Genomic DNA, 16,327 nt, shown 5'->3' with positions numbered 1-16,327 from the left:
GAACGAGGCGGCGTCAGGCCGCCGCCGCCAGTTGCCGCTCGCGCTGGATCACCTCGGACGCCAGCCGGATATAGGCCTGACTGCCCGAGCATTTCACGTCGTAGAGGATCGCCGGCTTGCCGAAGCTCGGCGCTTCCGAAATGCGCACGTTGCGCGGAATGATGGTCTCGTAGACATGGTCCCCCATGAAGGAGCGCACGTCCCGCACCACCTGAGAGGCGAGGTTGTTGCGCCCGTCATACATGGTCAGCACGATGCCGTGGAGGGACAGCGAGGGGTTCAGCGTATCGCGGACCTGCTCCACCGTCTCCAGAAGCTGGCTGAGGCCTTCCAGCGCGAAGAACTCGCATTGAAGCGGCACGAGGATCGCGTCCGCCGCCGCCATGGCGTTGACCGTCAGGAGGTTCAGCGAGGGCGGGCAATCCACCAGCACGAAGTCGAAAAGCGGGGCGTCCTCATTGTGGAAGTGCAGCGCGTCGCGCAGCCGATAGGCGCGGCTGGAGGAGCCCGAAATCTCCATCTCGACGCCGAGAAGATCGAGCGTCGAGGGAATGATGGAAAGGTCAGGCACCGCCGTCGGCATCGCCGCCTCGGTGATCGTCGCGCTCTCCACCAGAACGTCGTAGGAGGACACCGCGCGGTCGTCGCGCTCGACGCCGAGCCCGGTCGAGGCGTTGCCTTGCGGATCGAGGTCGATCAGCAGCGTGCGCTTGCCGATCGCGGCGAGCGCCGTGGCCAGGTTGATGGCCGTCGTGGTCTTGCCCACGCCGCCCTTCTGGTTGGCGATGGTGATGACGCGCATGCGCGAAACCGGGAGCGTATCCATACCGTCTCGTTCCTCAGCCCGGGAACCGGCGTCGCCTGGAGGGCAACGCATCCGACACTTCGAAAAGCGAGGCTTAGGCTCCCGCCAGAGCCGTCAGCCGCCGGATTTCCAGCACCACCGAGCCATCCTCGATCTGTGAGGAATGCTTTACCATGTCGAAGCGCCAATGGGCAGAAGCTTCCGCGATTTCCTCCTCGTGGTTTCGCCCCTTGGGAAACCACAGCGCCGTTTCTGGTCCGATATGCGGGGCGACGAGGCCGAAGAGATCATTGAGGGGAGCCAGAGCCCGGGCGCTGACAGCCTGCGCGCCGGCCAGCGCCTCGCCGCAGTCTTCGATCCGCTCGGCATGCACCTCCGCAGGCAGCGACAATTCGCGGATCACCGCGCGCAGGAAGGCCGCCTTCTTGGTGTTGCTTTCCACCAGATGCACCTCGGCACCCTCGCGCCCGTGCAGCGCGATGGCCAGAACTAGACCGGGAAAACCCGCGCCGGAGCCTAGATCCACCCAGCGTGTCGAGGCCCGCGCGAGATGGGAGAGCCAGAGCCCGTCCTCCAGATGGCGCGTCCAGATTTCGGGAATCGTCGAGGGCGAGATCAGGTTGATGCGGCTTTGCCACGTGCGCAGGAGTTCGACATAGGCGTCGAGCTTTTCCACTGTTTCACGTGAAACACCATGGCGCGACAGGACGAGGCTGCGCTCTTCGGCGAGCTTGGCATCGGTCGCCGCCTTGCCCATGCGAGGGCGTGTGGCCGGACGCGCGACGGCCGTGCGGGCGAAAGGTCGGACGGAACGTTCAGGCTGCTTGCGCACGGTCGATCTTTCTGATGGCCACGAGGATGATAGCGAGCGCAGCGGGGGTCATGCCGTCGATCCGCTCCGCTTCGGCGACACTGGCCGGGCGGCGCTCGCGCAGTTTGTGGCGAATTTCGTTGGACAGGCCCTTCAAGGCGTCGAAGTCGAGATCGGCGGGAATGGCCCGCTCCTCCTCGCGCTTGAGGCGGATCTGGTCGCGCCGCTGGCGCTCGAGATAAACGTCGTAGGCCGCCTCGATCTCGATCCGCTCGCGCACCTCGCCGGTGATGGAGGCCAGCTCCGGCCAGACCGGCAGGAGCATTTCAAGCGTCGTGTCGGCGTTGGACAGAAGCGTCCAGGCCGAGCGGGTTCGCCCGTCCTGATTGACCGCGAGCCCTTGGCGCGCGGCTTCCGCCGTGGTGATGGTGGAGCGCTCCAGCAGCGCGCGCGCTGCGCTCAGAGCCGCCTCGCTGCGGGCGAAGACGGCGGCGCGGCCGCTATCAACCAGACCCCATTCGAGGCCGAGCGGGGTGAGGCGCCGGTCCGCATTGTCGGCGCGCAGCGACAGGCGGAACTCCGCCCGGCTGGTGAACATGCGATAGGGCTCGGTGACGCCGGTGCGGGTGAGATCGTCCACCATGACGCCGAGATAGGCTTCGCCCCGTCCGACCACCGCCGGCTCGGCGCCGGACGCCCTGCGCGCGGCGTTGAGCCCGGCCAGCAGGCCTTGCGCGGCGGCCTCTTCGTAGCCCGTCGTGCCGTTGATCTGGCCGGCGAGAAACAGGCCCGGCGCCTTCGAGACTTCCAGACCGCGTGTCAACTCGCGCGGATCGACATGGTCGTATTCGATGGCATAGCCGGGCTTCAGGATATCGACCTGTTCCAGGCCCGGCAGCGAGCGCAGGAAGGCCCGCTGCACATCCTCCGGCAGCGAAGTGGAAAGCCCGTTGGGATAGACCGTGTCGTCGTCCAGCCCTTCCGGCTCGAGGAAGACCTGATGCCCGTCGCGGTCGCCGAACTTGACGATCTTGTCCTCGATCGAGGGGCAGTAGCGCGGGCCGACGCCCTCGATCTCGCCGCCATAGAGCGCCGAGCGGTGGAGATTGTCGCGGATGATGCGATGCGTCTCATCGGTCGTGCGGGTGATGCCGCAGTCGATCTGCCGGTTCTCGATCCGCGTGGTGAGATAGGAAAAGGCGTAAGGGGTCTCGTCCGGCCCCTGTTTGTCCAGGCTCGCCCAGTCGATCGTGCGCCCGTCGAGCCGCGCCGGCGTGCCGGTCTTCAAGCGCCCGAGCCGCAGGCCGAGGCGCGCCAGCGTGGCGGACAGGCCGAGCGAGGGCTTCTCGCCGACGCGCCCCGCCGGGATTTTCACCGCGCCGATATGGATGAGGCCGTTCAGGAACGTGCCGGTGGTGATGACCGCCGCGCCGCAAGCGATGCGCCGGCCATCTTCCAGGATCACCGCCTCGATGCGGTTGCCTTCGCCGAAAGCGAGGTCGAAGGCGTCGCCCTCGACGATCTCGAGCGAGGTTTGCGTGCGCACCATGGCCTGCACGGCCGCCTTGTAGAGCTTGCGGTCGGCCTGGGTGCGGGGGCCGCGCACGGCCGGGCCCTTGCGCCGGTTGAGCAGGCGAAACTGGATGCCGCCGCGATCGGCCGCCTCGCCCATGACGCCGCCGAGCGCATCGATCTCGCGCACGAGATGGCCCTTGCCGATACCGCCGATGGCCGGGTTGCAGCTCATCGCGCCGACCGTGTCGAAACTGTGGGTCAGAAGCACCGTGCGCGCGCCGGTGCGCGCGGAGGCGCAGGCTGCCTCGACGCCCGCATGGCCGCCGCCGATCACCACGACGTCGACCGAAAGGTCGCAAGAATTCTGGGTCATAGGAGGGGTTAAGCCCCGAGGCGGGGTCGCTGTCAACGGAGGGCACGGTCCCGAGCGCCAAACTCTGGTTCCCGCCTGTGCTTCGCGATAGGGTTCCACCCGCTTCCCGCGACCGAAAAGCCGGCCCCGCCATGCGTCCGACCCAACCCGCCACGCCCTGGAGCATCCCGCAGTTTCCCGACTGGCAGGCAGGCGAGGAGGGGCTTTACGAGCTGGTGGACGGCTTTCCCTTGCGCTTGGCCGACGGGCTGCCGCGTCGGCACGACAGGATGGTGGTGAACCTCGTCGCTTTTCTCGGCGGGGCGCTGCGGGGATCGCCCTTCGCGCTCTTCAGCCGGCGATGCGGCGTCGAGACCCGGCCCGGCCAGATCCGCCGCCCCGATCTCGGCGTCGATGCCGGGCCGACCGCACCGGACAGCTTTCTCGCCGGCACACCGCTGACTTTGTTCGACATTCTGGAGAGGCAGGACTTCGACCGGCTGCGCAAAATCGGCGAGCACAAGGCCATGCCCTTCCTCCGCCATATCGTGTTGCTCGAACAAGACCAGCCCGTCGCGCTACTCTGGTCGCGCCTTGCCGGCTCGCATTGGGACGAGCGGCGGATCGAGGGGCTGGACGAGACGGTTCCGCTGCCGGCCATCAACGTCGAACTGCCGCTGCGCGAAGTCTACGATCGCGTCCTCGCCTAATCCGCAACGGCCGGACGGGGCGGCTCGCGCAGGCGGCTCATCGTGAAGGCGTCGATCAGTAGCCCATCGCGGAGGATAGATTGGCGCTCGCGCCCTTCGATGTCGAAGCCGCAGCTCTGGTAGAGATGCAGGGCCGGGGCGTTGTCGACATTGACCGAGAGTTCCAACCGCCTGAGGCCGAGCCAATTGTCGGCCATGTCCAGAACGGTCTCCAAGAGCCGGCGGCCGATGCCTCGTCGGGCATAGGCGTCGTGGACGCCCATGCCGATGGCGCCGACATGCGCGCGCCGCCCCGTCATGCGATGAAGGCTCGCCGTGCCGACCAGTTCGTCCTCCAGCAGCGACACGAGGAGAACCATGTTGGCACCGCCTTCGAACAGGCGTTTGCGCACGTTCTCCTCGCTCTCGAAGGGCAGACGCAGCGTGCCGAAGCGGTAGTCCGGCAGATTCATCAGCAGGGTCAAGGCGGCGAGGTCGCGCGGTTCGGCCGCCCGTATGGTGAGATCCATCGTCATTTCCCGATGCAGAATTCAGAGAAGATCAGGCCGAGAAGCTCTTCCACGCCGACGCGGCCGGTCAGCGTGCCGAGCCGGTCCGACACCTGCCGCAGCGTTTCAGCGTAAAGCTCGGGCGGCAGGGCGGGGTCGTAGCCGTCCAGCAGTTCCAGGCATTGGCGCAGCAGATCGCGGTGGCGCGTGCGGGCCGGCAGGAGATCGGACGGGTCGCCCGCCGCCTCGCGAGCTCGGGCGCCGATCAGCCGCGTCAGCGCGTCGAGCCCCGCGCCTGTCCGCGCCGAGAGCGCCGCATCGAACTTAGCCGGCAAAGCGGAGTAGAGGTCGCTCTTGGTGGTGATCCGCAGAACCGGCGTGTCTCCGGCCTCGATGAGCGGTTCCTCCGCCAGCGCGCCGGGATCGATCAGTGACAGGACGAGGTCGGCCGCGCCGATGCGCTCGCGGGCGCGCGAGACGCCGATCGCCTCGACCTCGTCCGCCGTCTCGCGCAGGCCCGCCGTGTCCGACAGGAGAACCGGCATGCCTTCGATGTCGAGCCGGATCTCGATCACGTCGCGCGTCGTACCGGGAATGGCGGAGACGATGGCGACCTCGCGCGCGGCGAGCGCGTTGAGAAGGCTGGACTTTCCGGCATTCGGCGCCCCGGCGATGGCGACGCGAAATCCATCGCGCCAGATTTCGGCCCGGTGCGCGCCGGCAAGATGCGCCGCGATCTCGCCCTGCAGCCGCCCCACGGCCTGCGCCGTGCCGCTGGACACATCCTCCGACACGTCGCCCTCGTCGGAAAAATCGAACGAGGCTTCCAGCAGCGCGCGAATGCGAGAGAGCTGACGCATCCAGCCTTCATAGAGTGCCCGCGCCGCGCCGCCCGCCTGCGCCAGAGCCTGCCGGCGCTGGCCTTCCGTTTCGGCCGCCAGGAGATCGGCCAGCCCCTCCGCCTCGGTCAGGTCGATCCGCCCATTGGCAAAGGAGCGGCGGGTGAACTCGCCCGCCTCCGCCAACCGAAATCCCGGCCGCTCCAGAAGGGCCGCCGTCAACGCCGCGACCACCGCCCGCCCGCCATGCAGGTGGAACTCGGCCAGATCCTCCCCGGTCGCCGTGTTGGGGCCGGGAAAGAAGAGCACCAGCGCCCGGTCGATCTCGGCACCATCGGCCGCCCGAAGCCGCCGCAGGCTGGCGCGGCGCGGCTCCGGCACGCCCCCCGCCAGCGCCGCCAAAGCCTCCGACGCCAGCGGGCCGCTGACGCGCACCACGGCGACGCCCGCCGGGAGCGGACCGGAGGAAAGAGCGAGGATCGTGTCGTCGAGCATCGAGGCGGTCATGACGTCCCTGACATTCAGGCGGTCGCAAGGCGGATCGGTTCGCCTCTGGTTCGCACATCCGGCGGGATGGGCGTCAAGGGACAAAACGCGCCAAGCCGCCTCCCTCTGGAAGAGGGTTTCCCCGCACTTTGAAAACCCATCCCGATGCTCGTCCAATCTTAGATATGTTTCGATGTATCTTTTTCTCTTGCGCGGCGGCGAGCCGTCTCGTATCTAAGATATATCTTAGACTAAAATGGAGTGATCGAAATGAGACAGGAATTCGAAACACGCGGCCGGCACGGCCGGTCTTGCTCGCATGGGCTGGTCGGGCTCTTCGCCATGGGGCGCGGCCCGTTCGGACGCGGACCGGGGCGTGGCCATCGCCATGGCGGACATGGCGACATGGGCGGCGACGGGCTGGGCGGAGAGGGAGGGGACGGCCGGATCGGCCGTTTCCTGCTGCAGGGCGATCTTCGCCTTCTCGTGCTCGCGCTGATCGAGAAGGAGCCGCGCCACGGCTACGAGATCATCAAGCATATCGAAGAGATGACCGAAGGCTTCTACGCGCCCTCGCCTGGCGTGATCTACCCGACGCTGAGCTATCTCGAAGAAGCCGGGTATATCCTGGCCGAAAGCGACGGCAACAAGAAGCGCTATGCCATCACGGACGAGGGGCGCGCCTATCTCGACGGCAACCGGACCCTGGCCGACGCCAGTCTCGGGCGTCTGGCACAGGTGTCCGAACGCCTGAAGGAGCGGCGCGAGCGCCACGGTCATCGCGGCGAGGAGAGCAAGCCGGGCCTGCCGCGCGGCGTCGAGGCCGCGATGCTGAACCTGCGGGACGTGGCCGCCCGCGCGCTGGCGGCGGACGAGAAGCGCTCGGGCGAGATCATCCGGCTTCTGCTCCAAGCGGCCGACGATCTCGACCGGGGGCAGGGTGGCTCAAACGACGCCTGACGCGATCCGGCCATCGCGAGGACTTGGGTTCGGGCCGATCCCGCGAGGGTCGGCCCGGCCTCCTCGGCTGTAAGAGCGCCGGATCGCTCGGCGCGGGCGCACCCCCAAGCCTCACGTGATCCGAAAAAAGACTCGAGTGGGAGAATACGCGAGCGAACGTCACCGGTTCACGACGCCCGAAGCGCAAGCAAGACCAGCGGCAGAGCGTCAGCCTTCGCAACGACGTGAGTCCGCGACAGAACCGGGCCTCTAACTCCGGCAGGTCTCGCCCCCGATGCTAAAGCGCCTGCGGCAGGGGTTTGAACCGCTTGCGATCCGTGTCGCTCGGATTGCATTCCTGATGGGTGCCGGGCCGATAGAACTTGCCGTCCGCCGCCGGTCTCGTGCCGCCGTCGCACCCCGGCATTCCCGGTTTGCCGCCCTTGCCCGGCTGCCCGCCCACGCCGCCGCGCCCACCTGCGCCGCCGCTACCCCCAGCGCCCCCGGCCCCGCCATTGGCGTCATTCCCGACGAGAACGAGCGAGGCCCCGCCCCCGAGCGCCCGACCTTTGCCGACCTTCGCGACGTCGGTGTGGAGACCGGCGGAAAGGCCGGGACCGGCCGCGACGCAGAGAGAGACGAGGAGAGGGAACGCGACGATGGTTCGCATGGCTGAGAGTCCTTGCCGGAGCGCTGATCGTTTGGCGGCTCGCTGTCTATCACGCCGCCGCCCGGTCGCGGAAGCCGGCTCGCGCCCTAACTCAAGCCGGAACAGGCGAAAGGAGGGTGGGTCATGGCGCAAGGCAATCGGTTGGGCGAGGCGATCAGCCCCTATCTCCAGCAGCACCGCGACAATCCCGTCCACTGGCGGGAATGGTCGGCCGAGTCGCTGGCGGAAGCCCGGCGCGAGGACAGGCCGATCCTCCTCTCGGTCGGCTACGCCGCCTGCCACTGGTGCCATGTCATGGCGCATGAGAGCTTCGAGAACGCGGGCGTCGCGGCGATCATGAACCGCGACTTCGTCAACATCAAAGTGGACCGCGAGGAGCGGCCCGACATCGACCATCTCTACATGACCGCCTTGCAGGCCATGGGCGAGCAAGGCGGCTGGCCGATGACGATGTTCCTGACGCCGGAGGGCGAGCCCTTCTATGGCGGCACCTACTACCCGCCCGAGGCAGCCCAAGGGCGGCCCGGCTTCGCGCAGCTTCTGGAGGCCGTGCGCAACGCCTGGGACACCAAGCGCGAAGGCCTGCTGCGCTCGGCCGGAGAGATGCGGACGCATCTGAGAGGCTTCCTCTGCGCCTCCGGCGCACCGGCGGACCTGCCGGAGGGCGCCTTGGAGGAAGCCGCCGCGCGCATCGGCGGGATGATCGACCTCGAGCTCGGCGGCATCCGGGGCGCGCCGAAATTCCCCAACGCTCCCTATCTCGAACTCCTCGCCCGATCCGGATTTCCGGGTGGGCCGGAGGCGCATCGGGCGGGCTTTCTCGTGACGCTGCGCGGCTTGTGCGAGGGCGGCATCTTCGACCATGTCGGCGGCGGGCTCCACCGCTATGCCACGGACGCGCGCTGGCTGGTGCCGCATTTCGAGAAGATGCTCTACGACCAAGCGCAACTTCTGCGCCATCTCGCGATCGGCTGGCGCGCGACGGGCGAGCCGCTGTTTCGCCAGCGCGCTTTCGAGACCGTCGCGTTTCTGCGCCGCGAGCTTCAGATGCCGGGCGGGGGCCTGGCCGCCTCGCTGGACGCCGACAGCGCCGCCGCCGATGGCCCGGTGGAGGGCGCTCGCATGGAAGAGGGCGCCTTCTATGTCTGGACGGAAGGCGAGATCGACGCCGCGCTCGCCGGCCTGCCCGAGATCGAGACGTTCAAGCGCTGCTACAACGTCACGCCCCGTGGAAACTGGGAGGGCAAGACGATCCTGGAGCGGCTCGGCGGCTCGGGCGAGGCGGCGCCGGAGGCCTTCGGCGAAGCGCGCATCCGCCTGTTTCAGGCGCGCGCCGCGCGGCCCCGGCCGGGGCGGGACGAGAAGATCCTGGCGGATTGGAACGGCTTGGCCATCCGGGCGCTGGCCGAAGCCGGCGCCGCGTTCCACCACCCGGACGCGCTGCTCCTGGCGCGCGAAGCCTTCCGCTTCGTCACCACGCAGATGATGCGGGAGGGACGCCTCCACCATGCCGCCCGCGACGGGCGCCTGTCCGGCCCCGCCCTCAGCGGCGACTATGGCGCGATGATCGCCGCCGGCGCCGCGCTCTTTGCCGCGACGCTCGACCCGCAATTCCTCCATACGGCCCATGCGCTGGCCGAGGCGCTGGAGCGCTGGCACGGGGATGGCGAGGGCGGGCATTTCATGACGGCCTCGGATGCCGACGACATGCTGCTTCGTCCGCGCGGCGACCCGGACGAGGCAGTGCCGGGCTCCACCGCGCTGGTGGTGGAAGGGCTGGCGCTGCTGGCGCAGGTCGGCGGCAGCCAAGCGATCCGCACGCGGGCCGAGCGCGCGGCAGCGCTCGCACAGGGGCGCATCGGCGCCGGCGGCATGGCCTATCCCGGCCTTCTCGCGGGTTTCGATCGACTCCAGCGCGGCTCGGAACTGGCGCTGTTCGGCTTTCGCTCCAATCCCGGCTATGGCGCCGTGCAGGCGATGGTGCGCGGCCATGTCGATCTCAACCGCGTCGATCTCGTGTTGAACGACCCCGACCGCCTGCCCGAAACGCTCGCCCTCAGTGCGCTGCGCCCCGAGCGCTATCCCGCCGTGACGCTCTGCCGGAACCAGACCTGCCATCCGCCCGTGTTCGAGCCGGAGGCGCTGCGCGCCCTTTTGGAGGGCGGGACGGCGGCTTCCTGAGACTGCCCTGACTCAGGGAGCCCGTATGCCTCCGTCATGATCGATCGCGACCCCGCCTGCGGCACGTTGCGCGACGTGCCGGTGCCGGTCCCGCACTCTGACGGGCGCTCGGGGTGATCGGGTCGCTGAAGACGCCGCCGCCCCGCCCGAACGGCGGCTGAAGCTTCTCGCGCTAATGGGCATCGGCCCCCCGCTTTTGCGGGAAAACAACGCACCCCGTGCCGACCTCGCGATCCGTCGCTTTCGGTTGCCGCGCCAATCGCTGCCACACTCGCTCGTCCCGTTCTCGTCAACAGGTCCACTATGGCGACGGAGCTGGCGCACGGCTCTGCCGCCCGTCGGAAGAAGTGCTGGCGCTTTGAGACAATCTACCCGAGCACCTCTCCAAGGAGGATGGGTAGGCGTGCTGACCAAAGCCCCGACCTCAAGCGGCGGGTTCCTCGCCGCGCCGTGGCTCCGTTGCGACGCGGTGTCTAGTTCGACGCCGCTTCGACCAGAGCCTGCAGATCCGCCCAGCCATAGGCGATCTCGACGATCTCACCTTCGGGGCCGGACTCGCTCCGCTCGCCGACCATGCGCCGGCCCAGCGCCTCGTAGAAGCGCCGGGCCGGCGCGTTATCTCTCAGCACCAGAAGCGCCGCGCCGCTTCGTCCGCTCCCGGCAAGATGGCCGGCCAGCGCCACCATGAGGCGCCGGCCCAGGCCTCGGCCCTGAAACGCGCGGAGAACATAGAGCGCGCCGATCTCGCTATCGAAGCCGGTTTGACGCAGCTCGGCGTCGCGCTGCGCCCCGCAGGCACCGAAGCCCGCGAGCAGACCCTTCTCGTTCTCCTCCGCCAGCCAGACCGCCGCCCCGGACGCGGCATGGGCCGGCGCCAGGATGCGCCGCCAAAGCTCTGCCCGGCTTTCCACCGAAAGTTCGGCCAGCATGGCCTCGGGCAGAAGCCCGGCATAGGTCTCGCGCCAGCTGGCGACATGTAGCGCGGCGATCGCCTCGGCATCTTCGGGCGTGGCGGGGCGAAGGGAGAAAGAGGGTGTCATGCGGATCGCTCCGGCCGTTTCGAACTGCCCCGCGCGATCTCAGTGTGAGGGAGGGGGGCGAGGGATAGGGCATGAGGTTTCATGGAGCCAAGGGAAGGGTTCGAAGGCGCAGGCCCAAACCATCGGGACAAGCCCGAGCCGAACCGACGCCCTCGCGAGCCGGCGTCAGGCGCCTGTGGCCCGGACGCGGATCATCACCGCGTCCGTCGCCGCGCCGAGATCGCGCGGTGTCGTTTCGAAGACGTGATAGGGCGTGCCGGCGGCCGCCCAGACGGCGTCGAAACCGAGGAGGTCCTCGTCCATGAAGACGGGCAGCGGGGAACTCGCGCCGAGCGGCGCGACGCCGCCGATGGCAAAACCCGTGTGCTCGCGCACGAAATCGGCATCCGGCCGCTCCAGCGCCTCGCCGATCGCGCCGGCCACCAGCGCCTGGTCCACCCGGTTGGCGCCCGACACCAGGAGAAGATAGGCCCGCCCGCTTTCGGCGCCGCGAAACACGAGGCTCTTGACGATCTGCCCGACCTCGGCCGAGACGGCTTTCGCCGCCTCCTCGGCCGTGCGCGCGATCAGCTCGGTCCGCACCACCCGGAACGGCAGCGCCTTGGCGAGCGCGGCGATCTCGACGCGGCGCACGGCATCGGGCAGGTCGGCGGCGGCGTCACTCATCTCGGCTCTCCCTCGGAGACTGTTTGATAACCCGGCCGGATCGGTCCGCCGCCGGGTTGTCAAACAGTCTCTATGGCGTCTGGTCCTCTTCATAGAGGCCGCGAAGCCGAGGCGGCAAGGCGCGCGCGCCCATGAAAAAGGCCGCCGGTGGTGTGCACCGGCGGCCTTTCGATCGATCGGGGCAGGACCCCTTACGTGTTCATCGACTCGAAGAAGTCGGCATTGCTCTTGGTCTGCTTGAGCTTGTCGATGAGGAATTCCATCGCGTCCGTCGTGCCCATGGGCGAGAGGATGCGGCGAAGCACGAAGATCTTCTGCAGATCCTGGCGCGGCACGAGGAGGTCTTCCTTGCGCGTGCCGGACTTGAGGATGTCCATGGCCGGGAAGATGCGCTTGTCCGCCACCTTGCGGTCGAGCACGATTTCCGAGTTGCCGGTGCCTTTGAACTCTTCGAAGATGACCTCGTCCATGCGCGAGCCCGTGTCGATCAGGGCGGTCGCGATGATGGTCAGCGAGCCGCCTTCCTCGATGTTGCGCGCCGCGCCGAAGAAGCGCTTGGGCCGCTGCAGGGCGTTGGCGTCGACACCGCCCGTCAGCACCTTGCCCGACGACGGGACCACCGTGTTGTAGGCGCGGCCAAGGCGGGTGATGGAGTCGAGAAGGATCACCACGTCGCGGCCATGCTCGACCAGACGCTTGGCCTTCTCGATCACCATTTCGGCGACCTGCACGTGGCGGCTCGCCGGCTCGTCGAAGGTGGAGGAGACGACCTCGCCCTTCACCGAGCGCTGCATGTCGGTGACTTCCTCCGGCCGCTCGTCGATGAGCAGCACGATGAGGTAGCACTCGGGATGGTTGGCCGTGATGGAATGGGCGATGTTCTGGAGAAGAACCGTCTTACCCGTGCGCGGCGGGGCGACGATCAGCGCGCGCTGGCCCTTGCCGAGCGGGGCGACGAGATCGATGACCCGGGCCGAGATGTCCTTCTTGGTCGGGTCGGGATTTTCCATCTTGAACCGCTCGTTGGGGTAGAGCGGCGTCAGATTGTCGAAATGGCTCTTGTGCTTGATCTTTTCGGGATCGTCGAAATTGATCGTCGTGACCTTGAGCAGCGCGAAATAGCGCTCGCCGTCCTTGGGTCCGCGGATCGTGCCCTCCACCGTGTCGCCGGTCTTCAGCGAGAAGCGGCGCAGCTGCGAGGGGGAAATGTAGATGTCGTCCGGGCCGGGCAGGTAGTTCGCGTCGGGCGAGCGCAGGAAGCCGAAACCGTCCTGCAGCACTTCCACGACGCCTTCGCCGATGATCTCGATCTCCTGCGCGGCGAGGCGCTTGAGAATGGCGAAGAGCAGTTCCTGCTTGCGCAGCGTGGACGCGCTTTCGACCTCGTTCTCTTCGGCGAAGGCGACGAGTTCGGCGGGCGTCTTGTCTTTGAGGTCCTGGAGTTTGATCTCAGGCATGGCGGGCTCCACCCCATCGGCGCAAGGCCGGGAGCCGCACGCGGTGGGGACAGTCATCGGGGGAGGATACTCGGGCCGGTCTGATACGAATGCGTATGGTTCGGCGACGAATGGGCGGGGCACGGCGCAACGGCCGTTCCGCACCGGAGGCGGGATACGGCGTCCCTTATAGTCATTTCGCCGCAGCGGCGCAAGATGGCGCGAGGCTGGAGGGCGCGAAACGGGCCGCCCAAACGCCGCATGCCGCGCGGCAGGAGGGCGGCGCGCTCAGGGCAAACCCGGCGTGCGCCCGTCTCTCGGCCCCCGCGAGCGCTGGCCCCGCCGCGCTCAGAGCGCGCGAAACAGCTCGGGGCGCAGAAGGTCGAGCTGGCGCAGCGCGTCGGTCACGACGCCTTCGGGCGTCTGTTCGACAGACACGCGCACGCCGTCCTCGTCCTCGCTCAAGGGTTCGAAATCGGCATATTGCGAGGTGAAGAGCGAGGGCGGCATGTAGTGGCCCTTGCGCTGGGCGAGCCGGTCGCCGATCACGCCCTGCGGGGCGCTGAGCTCCACGAAGCGCACCCGCGCCTCGGCGCCGCGCAGCACGTCGCGGTAGCGGCGCTTCAGCGCCGAGCAGGTGATCACCGTGCTCTCGCCCATGCCCGCCTCGTCGGAGATCCAATCGCGGATCGAGGCCAGCCACGGGGCGCGGTCCTCGTCGTCCAGCGCGATGCCGGCGGACATCTTGGCGATATTGCTTTTTGGGTGAAACTCGTCGGCCTCGGCGAATTTCCAGCCGAGCCGCTGCGACAGGAGCTTGGCGGTGGTGGTCTTGCCGGTGCCGGAGGGGCCCATCACGACGAGGCAGACGGGCAGCTTGGAAGCGGTCGGGGGCACGGCGATCTCCGGACGGGCGAAACACGCGAAGGCCGGACAGGGTCCGGCCTACAAACTCGTAGATCGCATCGGGAGGGGGAAAGGCAAGCGCCGCGTGTGAGAAGGCGGTCTTTCCGCCGGCCCGCTTAGAACGGCTTGACGATCACCAGGATCACGATGGCAACGAGGAGGATTGTCGGCACCTCGTTCATCATGCGCCAATGGCGGCTCGACTTGGTCATCTCGTCGCGCGCCAGCCGCTTGCGGGAGGCGGAGAAATAGCCGTGCAGGCCGCTCATCAGGATGACGAGGGCGAACTTGGCGTGCAGCCAGCCGCCCTGGAAGCGGTAGACCTCGATCGCCAGCCAAAGGCCGGACACCCAGGTCACCACCATGGCGGGGTTGACGATGGCCTGCATCAGCCGGCGTTCCATGACCTTGAAGGTCTCGGCCTGGGGGCTGCCGACACCGGCCTCGGTGTGGTAGACGAAAAGGCGCGGCAGGTAGAACATGCCGACCATCCACGAGATGACCGCCAGAACGTGCAGCGCCTTGACCCAGAGCATGGCGTCCACCGGCACGAGCGCGAAGAGAGCGAGCGCCAGAAGCGCGCCGATCCCCAGCGAGACGATAACCGATCGGTCCTTGGCGGGCGCGATGCTGCTCATGATGCGTCTTCCTGATCGCGCCGCACGCAGCGGCTTTCCCCGGGTCTAGTCGAGAACCGCTCCAAACGGCAAGCGGCCAGGCCCGCGCCCTTTTCCCGCGCCCCGCTTATCCCCGCCATCCCCAGTCTTCGTCATCCCACTCTTCGCCATCCGAGTCTTCGGCTTGGCTTTCGAAAGGAGATCCGCATGCAATTTTCCGGCATCCGCCGGCTCGTGGTGCTGACCGGCGGCCCCGGCGGGGGCAAGACCACGCTGGTGGAGGCGCTGGCGGCCCGAGGCTTTCGCACGGTCGGCGAAGCGGGCCGGGCGGTGATCCGCGCCGAAGAGGCCCGGGGCGGCACGGCGCTGCCCTGGGGCGACCGCGCCGCCTTCGCCGCCCGCATGGCGGAACGCGACGAAACGGCCTACCGCGCGGCGCTGGAGGGCGAGGGCACCGTGATCTTCGACCGAGCCCTGCCCGACACGCTGGGGTATCTGCGCCTCTGCGGCCTGCCCGAGCCCAAGGCTCTGCTCCGGGCCGTCGCACGTTGCCGCTACCGCAGCCCGGTTTTTCTCGCGCCCTTCTGGCCCGCGATCTTTTCCGGCGACGCCGAGCGGCGGCAGGACGCGGCGGAGGCGGCAGAGACCGCCCATGTCATGCGCCGGACCTATGAGGGGCTCGGCTACGAGGTGATCGACCTGCCGCTCGCCCCGGTGGCCGAGCGGGTGCGCTTCCTGCGGCAGCGGATCGGCGTCTAGCCGCCGCGCACCAGGCGCAAGAGCGCCTCCACATGCGCGATCGGCGCCTCGGGCGTGATGCCGTGGCCGAGATTGAACACGAGCGGCCCATCGCCCAGCTGGTCCAGAATGGCGCGCACGCCCTCTTCCAGCGCCCGTCCGCCGGCGATCAGGCGCAGCGGGTCGAGATTGCCCTGTACGGCGCCCGCAGTTTGGAGGCGGCGGGCCTGCGCGAAGGGCACGCCCCAGTCGAGGCCGAGCGCGTCGACCCCGGTCTTCTCGCGGTAGGTGTCGAGCAGGGCGCCTGCGCCCTTGGGAAAGCCGATCACCTTGGCGTCCGGCACCATGGCGCGCAGGCGGGCGACGAGATGGCGCACGGGCCGCACCGCGAAGCGCTCGAAACTGGCTTCGTCGAGAACGCCCGACCACGAGTCGAAGATCTGCACGCAGTCCGCCCCGGCCTGGAGCTGGCGGGCGAGATAGTCGGCGCTCATCTCGGCGAGCAGCAGAAGAAGCTCGTCCATCGCCTCCGGGTGCTCGTAGCCGAAGAGGCGGGCCGGCGCCTGGGCCGGCGTGCCGTGGCCGGCGATCATGTAGGTCGCGACCGTCCAGGGCGCGCCGCAGAAGCCGATCAGCGCGGTCTCTTCGGGCAGGGCGGCGCGCAGACGCGCCACGGTGGCGATCACGGGGGCGAGATGCGTGTCGGCATGGCTGGGGTCGAGCCCGGATATCTCGTGCGCCGAGATCGGGTCCATCACCGGCCCCTCGCCCTGGAGAAAGCGCACGTTGCGCTTCAGCGCGTCGGGGATCACCAAGATGTCGGAAAACAGGATCGCCGCGTCGAAGCCGAAGCGGCGGATCGGCTGGAGCGTGACCTCGGTGGCGAGCGCGGGGTCGTAGCAGAGATCGAGAAAGCCGCCGGCCTTGGCGCGCACCTCGCGATACTCCGGCAGGTAGCGCCCGGCCTGGCGCATCAGCCAGACCGGAGGCGGGGAGACGGTCTCGCCGGCGAGGACGCGCAGAAGCTTTCGCTGTTCCATGAAGGGCTTTCTCGGCTCGTCGCGAAACGGCGGCGGGAGCGATCTGCGAAACCCCGGCGAGAGGGAAGGCTCGGGCTCTTCGCCGGGA

At 68.5% G+C, this 16,327-nt stretch carries 16 protein-coding genes; 4 read left to right on the top strand and 12 right to left on the bottom strand.

Translation table 11 applies throughout. The features are described from left to right. Positions 1-13 precede the first annotated feature (13 nt). The 3 genes from AUL32_RS12055 to mnmG form a co-directional block, all read right to left on the bottom strand. Positions 14-826 (bottom strand): ParA family protein, encoded by an 813-nt coding sequence (locus AUL32_RS12055; protein ID WP_061973243.1) that lies wholly within the window; start codon positions 824-826, stop codon positions 14-16. Between the two features lie 73 nt (positions 827-899). Then, positions 900-1,562 (bottom strand): 16S rRNA (guanine(527)-N(7))-methyltransferase RsmG, encoded by a 663-nt coding sequence (rsmG, locus tag AUL32_RS12050; protein WP_244497843.1) that lies wholly within the window; start codon positions 1,560-1,562, stop codon positions 900-902. 58 nt (positions 1,563-1,620) lie between these two features. Continuing rightward, a complete protein-coding gene (mnmG, locus tag AUL32_RS12045; RefSeq protein WP_062115221.1) occupies positions 1,621-3,504 on the bottom strand; it encodes a tRNA uridine-5-carboxymethylaminomethyl(34) synthesis enzyme MnmG in 1,884 nt (627 codons plus the stop codon). 131 nt (positions 3,505-3,635) lie between these two features. Between mnmG and AUL32_RS12040 the strand changes: the two genes are divergently transcribed. Continuing rightward, positions 3,636-4,193 carry a Uma2 family endonuclease gene (locus AUL32_RS12040; RefSeq protein WP_062115219.1) on the top strand — a complete coding sequence of 186 codons (558 nt, stop codon included), beginning with the start codon at positions 3,636-3,638 and terminating at the stop codon, positions 4,191-4,193. Here AUL32_RS12040 and AUL32_RS12035 read toward each other — a convergent pair. Next, positions 4,190-4,702: a GNAT family N-acetyltransferase gene (locus AUL32_RS12035; protein ID WP_062115217.1), complete on the bottom strand. Its 513-nt coding sequence runs from the start codon at positions 4,700-4,702 to the stop codon at positions 4,190-4,192. The two genes, AUL32_RS12040 and AUL32_RS12035, sit on opposite strands and share 4 nt — an antisense overlap. 2 nt (positions 4,703-4,704) lie before the next feature. Then, the gene (mnmE, locus tag AUL32_RS12030; protein ID WP_082659593.1) at positions 4,705-6,027 is read right to left on the bottom strand and encodes a tRNA uridine-5-carboxymethylaminomethyl(34) synthesis GTPase MnmE; all 1,323 of its coding nucleotides are present in this window, start codon (positions 6,025-6,027) and stop codon (positions 4,705-4,707) included. Positions 6,028-6,276: 249 nt separating this feature from the next. Here mnmE and AUL32_RS12025 point away from each other — a divergent pair, with 249 nt between their 5' ends. Next, positions 6,277-6,966, top strand: a complete 690-nt coding sequence (locus AUL32_RS12025) for a PadR family transcriptional regulator (RefSeq protein WP_244497840.1) — start codon at positions 6,277-6,279, stop codon at positions 6,964-6,966. 277 nt (positions 6,967-7,243) lie between these two features. Here AUL32_RS12025 and AUL32_RS12020 read toward each other — a convergent pair whose 3' ends face one another. Beyond that, entirely contained in the window at positions 7,244-7,615 is a 372-nt protein-coding gene (locus AUL32_RS12020) for a hypothetical protein (RefSeq protein WP_062115214.1), read from the bottom strand. 123 nt (positions 7,616-7,738) lie between these two features. On the opposite strand from AUL32_RS12020, the gene AUL32_RS12015 reads away from it, so the two are divergent. Then, positions 7,739-9,796 carry a thioredoxin domain-containing protein gene (locus AUL32_RS12015; protein ID WP_062115211.1) on the top strand — a complete coding sequence of 686 codons (2,058 nt, stop codon included), beginning with the start codon at positions 7,739-7,741 and terminating at the stop codon, positions 9,794-9,796. Between the two features lie 473 nt (positions 9,797-10,269). Here AUL32_RS12015 and AUL32_RS12010 read toward each other — a convergent pair whose 3' ends face one another. The 5 genes from AUL32_RS12010 to hemJ form a co-directional block, all read right to left on the bottom strand. Next, a complete protein-coding gene (locus tag AUL32_RS12010) occupies positions 10,270-10,836 on the bottom strand; it encodes a GNAT family N-acetyltransferase (RefSeq protein ID WP_062115208.1) in 567 nt (188 codons plus the stop codon). Between the two features lie 165 nt (positions 10,837-11,001). Next, positions 11,002-11,502 carry a YbaK/EbsC family protein gene (locus AUL32_RS12005; protein WP_062115205.1) on the bottom strand — a complete coding sequence of 167 codons (501 nt, stop codon included), beginning with the start codon at positions 11,500-11,502 and terminating at the stop codon, positions 11,002-11,004. Between the two features lie 191 nt (positions 11,503-11,693). After that, positions 11,694-12,959, bottom strand: coding sequence for a transcription termination factor Rho (rho, locus tag AUL32_RS12000; protein ID WP_061973232.1), 1,266 nt, complete (start codon positions 12,957-12,959; stop codon positions 11,694-11,696). A gap of 327 nt (positions 12,960-13,286) precedes the next feature. After that, positions 13,287-13,835: a gluconokinase gene (locus AUL32_RS11995; protein ID WP_306302890.1), complete on the bottom strand. Its 549-nt coding sequence runs from the start codon at positions 13,833-13,835 to the stop codon at positions 13,287-13,289. Positions 13,836-13,960: 125 nt separating this feature from the next. Beyond that, positions 13,961-14,482, bottom strand: a complete 522-nt coding sequence (hemJ, locus tag AUL32_RS11990; RefSeq protein WP_062115203.1) for a protoporphyrinogen oxidase HemJ — start codon at positions 14,480-14,482, stop codon at positions 13,961-13,963. Positions 14,483-14,668: 186 nt separating this feature from the next. Between hemJ and AUL32_RS11985 the strand changes: the two genes are divergently transcribed. Next, positions 14,669-15,220 carry an AAA family ATPase gene (locus AUL32_RS11985; protein ID WP_062115200.1) on the top strand — a complete coding sequence of 184 codons (552 nt, stop codon included), beginning with the start codon at positions 14,669-14,671 and terminating at the stop codon, positions 15,218-15,220. Here AUL32_RS11985 and hemE read toward each other — a convergent pair. After that, entirely contained in the window at positions 15,217-16,239 is a 1,023-nt protein-coding gene (gene hemE / locus AUL32_RS11980; RefSeq protein WP_061977581.1) for a uroporphyrinogen decarboxylase, read from the bottom strand. The two genes, AUL32_RS11985 and hemE, sit on opposite strands and share 4 nt — an antisense overlap. Positions 16,240-16,327 lie beyond the last annotated feature (88 nt).

The organism is Aureimonas sp. AU40, assembly GCF_001463785.1.
In the GTDB taxonomy this organism is placed as follows: domain Bacteria; phylum Pseudomonadota; class Alphaproteobacteria; order Rhizobiales; family Rhizobiaceae; genus Aureimonas.
The sequence above is the reverse complement of the archived record's forward strand: the minus strand, read 5'-3'. Positions and strand labels throughout refer to the sequence as shown.

Coding starts and splice junctions, on each gene's coding strand:
- AUL32_RS12055 (WP_061973243.1), bottom strand. CDS start 826: ATGGATACGCTCCCGGTTTCGCGCATGCGCGTCATCACCATCGCCAAC.
- rsmG (WP_244497843.1), bottom strand. CDS start 1,562: ATGGGCAAGGCGGCGACCGATGCCAAGCTCGCCGAAGAGCGCAGCCTC.
- mnmG (WP_062115221.1), bottom strand. CDS start 3,504: ATGACCCAGAATTCTTGCGACCTTTCGGTCGACGTCGTGGTGATCGGC.
- AUL32_RS12040 (WP_062115219.1), top strand. CDS start 3,636: ATGCGTCCGACCCAACCCGCCACGCCCTGGAGCATCCCGCAGTTTCCC.
- AUL32_RS12035 (WP_062115217.1), bottom strand. CDS start 4,702: ATGGATCTCACCATACGGGCGGCCGAACCGCGCGACCTCGCCGCCTTG.
- mnmE (WP_082659593.1), bottom strand. CDS start 6,027: ATGACCGCCTCGATGCTCGACGACACGATCCTCGCTCTTTCCTCCGGT.
- AUL32_RS12025 (WP_244497840.1), top strand. CDS start 6,277: ATGAGACAGGAATTCGAAACACGCGGCCGGCACGGCCGGTCTTGCTCG.
- AUL32_RS12020 (WP_062115214.1), bottom strand. CDS start 7,615: ATGCGAACCATCGTCGCGTTCCCTCTCCTCGTCTCTCTCTGCGTCGCG.
- AUL32_RS12015 (WP_062115211.1), top strand. CDS start 7,739: ATGGCGCAAGGCAATCGGTTGGGCGAGGCGATCAGCCCCTATCTCCAG.
- AUL32_RS12010 (WP_062115208.1), bottom strand. CDS start 10,836: ATGACACCCTCTTTCTCCCTTCGCCCCGCCACGCCCGAAGATGCCGAG.
- AUL32_RS12005 (WP_062115205.1), bottom strand. CDS start 11,502: ATGAGTGACGCCGCCGCCGACCTGCCCGATGCCGTGCGCCGCGTCGAG.
- rho (WP_061973232.1), bottom strand. CDS start 12,959: ATGCCTGAGATCAAACTCCAGGACCTCAAAGACAAGACGCCCGCCGAA.
- hemJ (WP_062115203.1), bottom strand. CDS start 14,482: ATGAGCAGCATCGCGCCCGCCAAGGACCGATCGGTTATCGTCTCGCTG.
- AUL32_RS11985 (WP_062115200.1), top strand. CDS start 14,669: ATGCAATTTTCCGGCATCCGCCGGCTCGTGGTGCTGACCGGCGGCCCC.
- hemE (WP_061977581.1), bottom strand. CDS start 16,239: ATGGAACAGCGAAAGCTTCTGCGCGTCCTCGCCGGCGAGACCGTCTCC.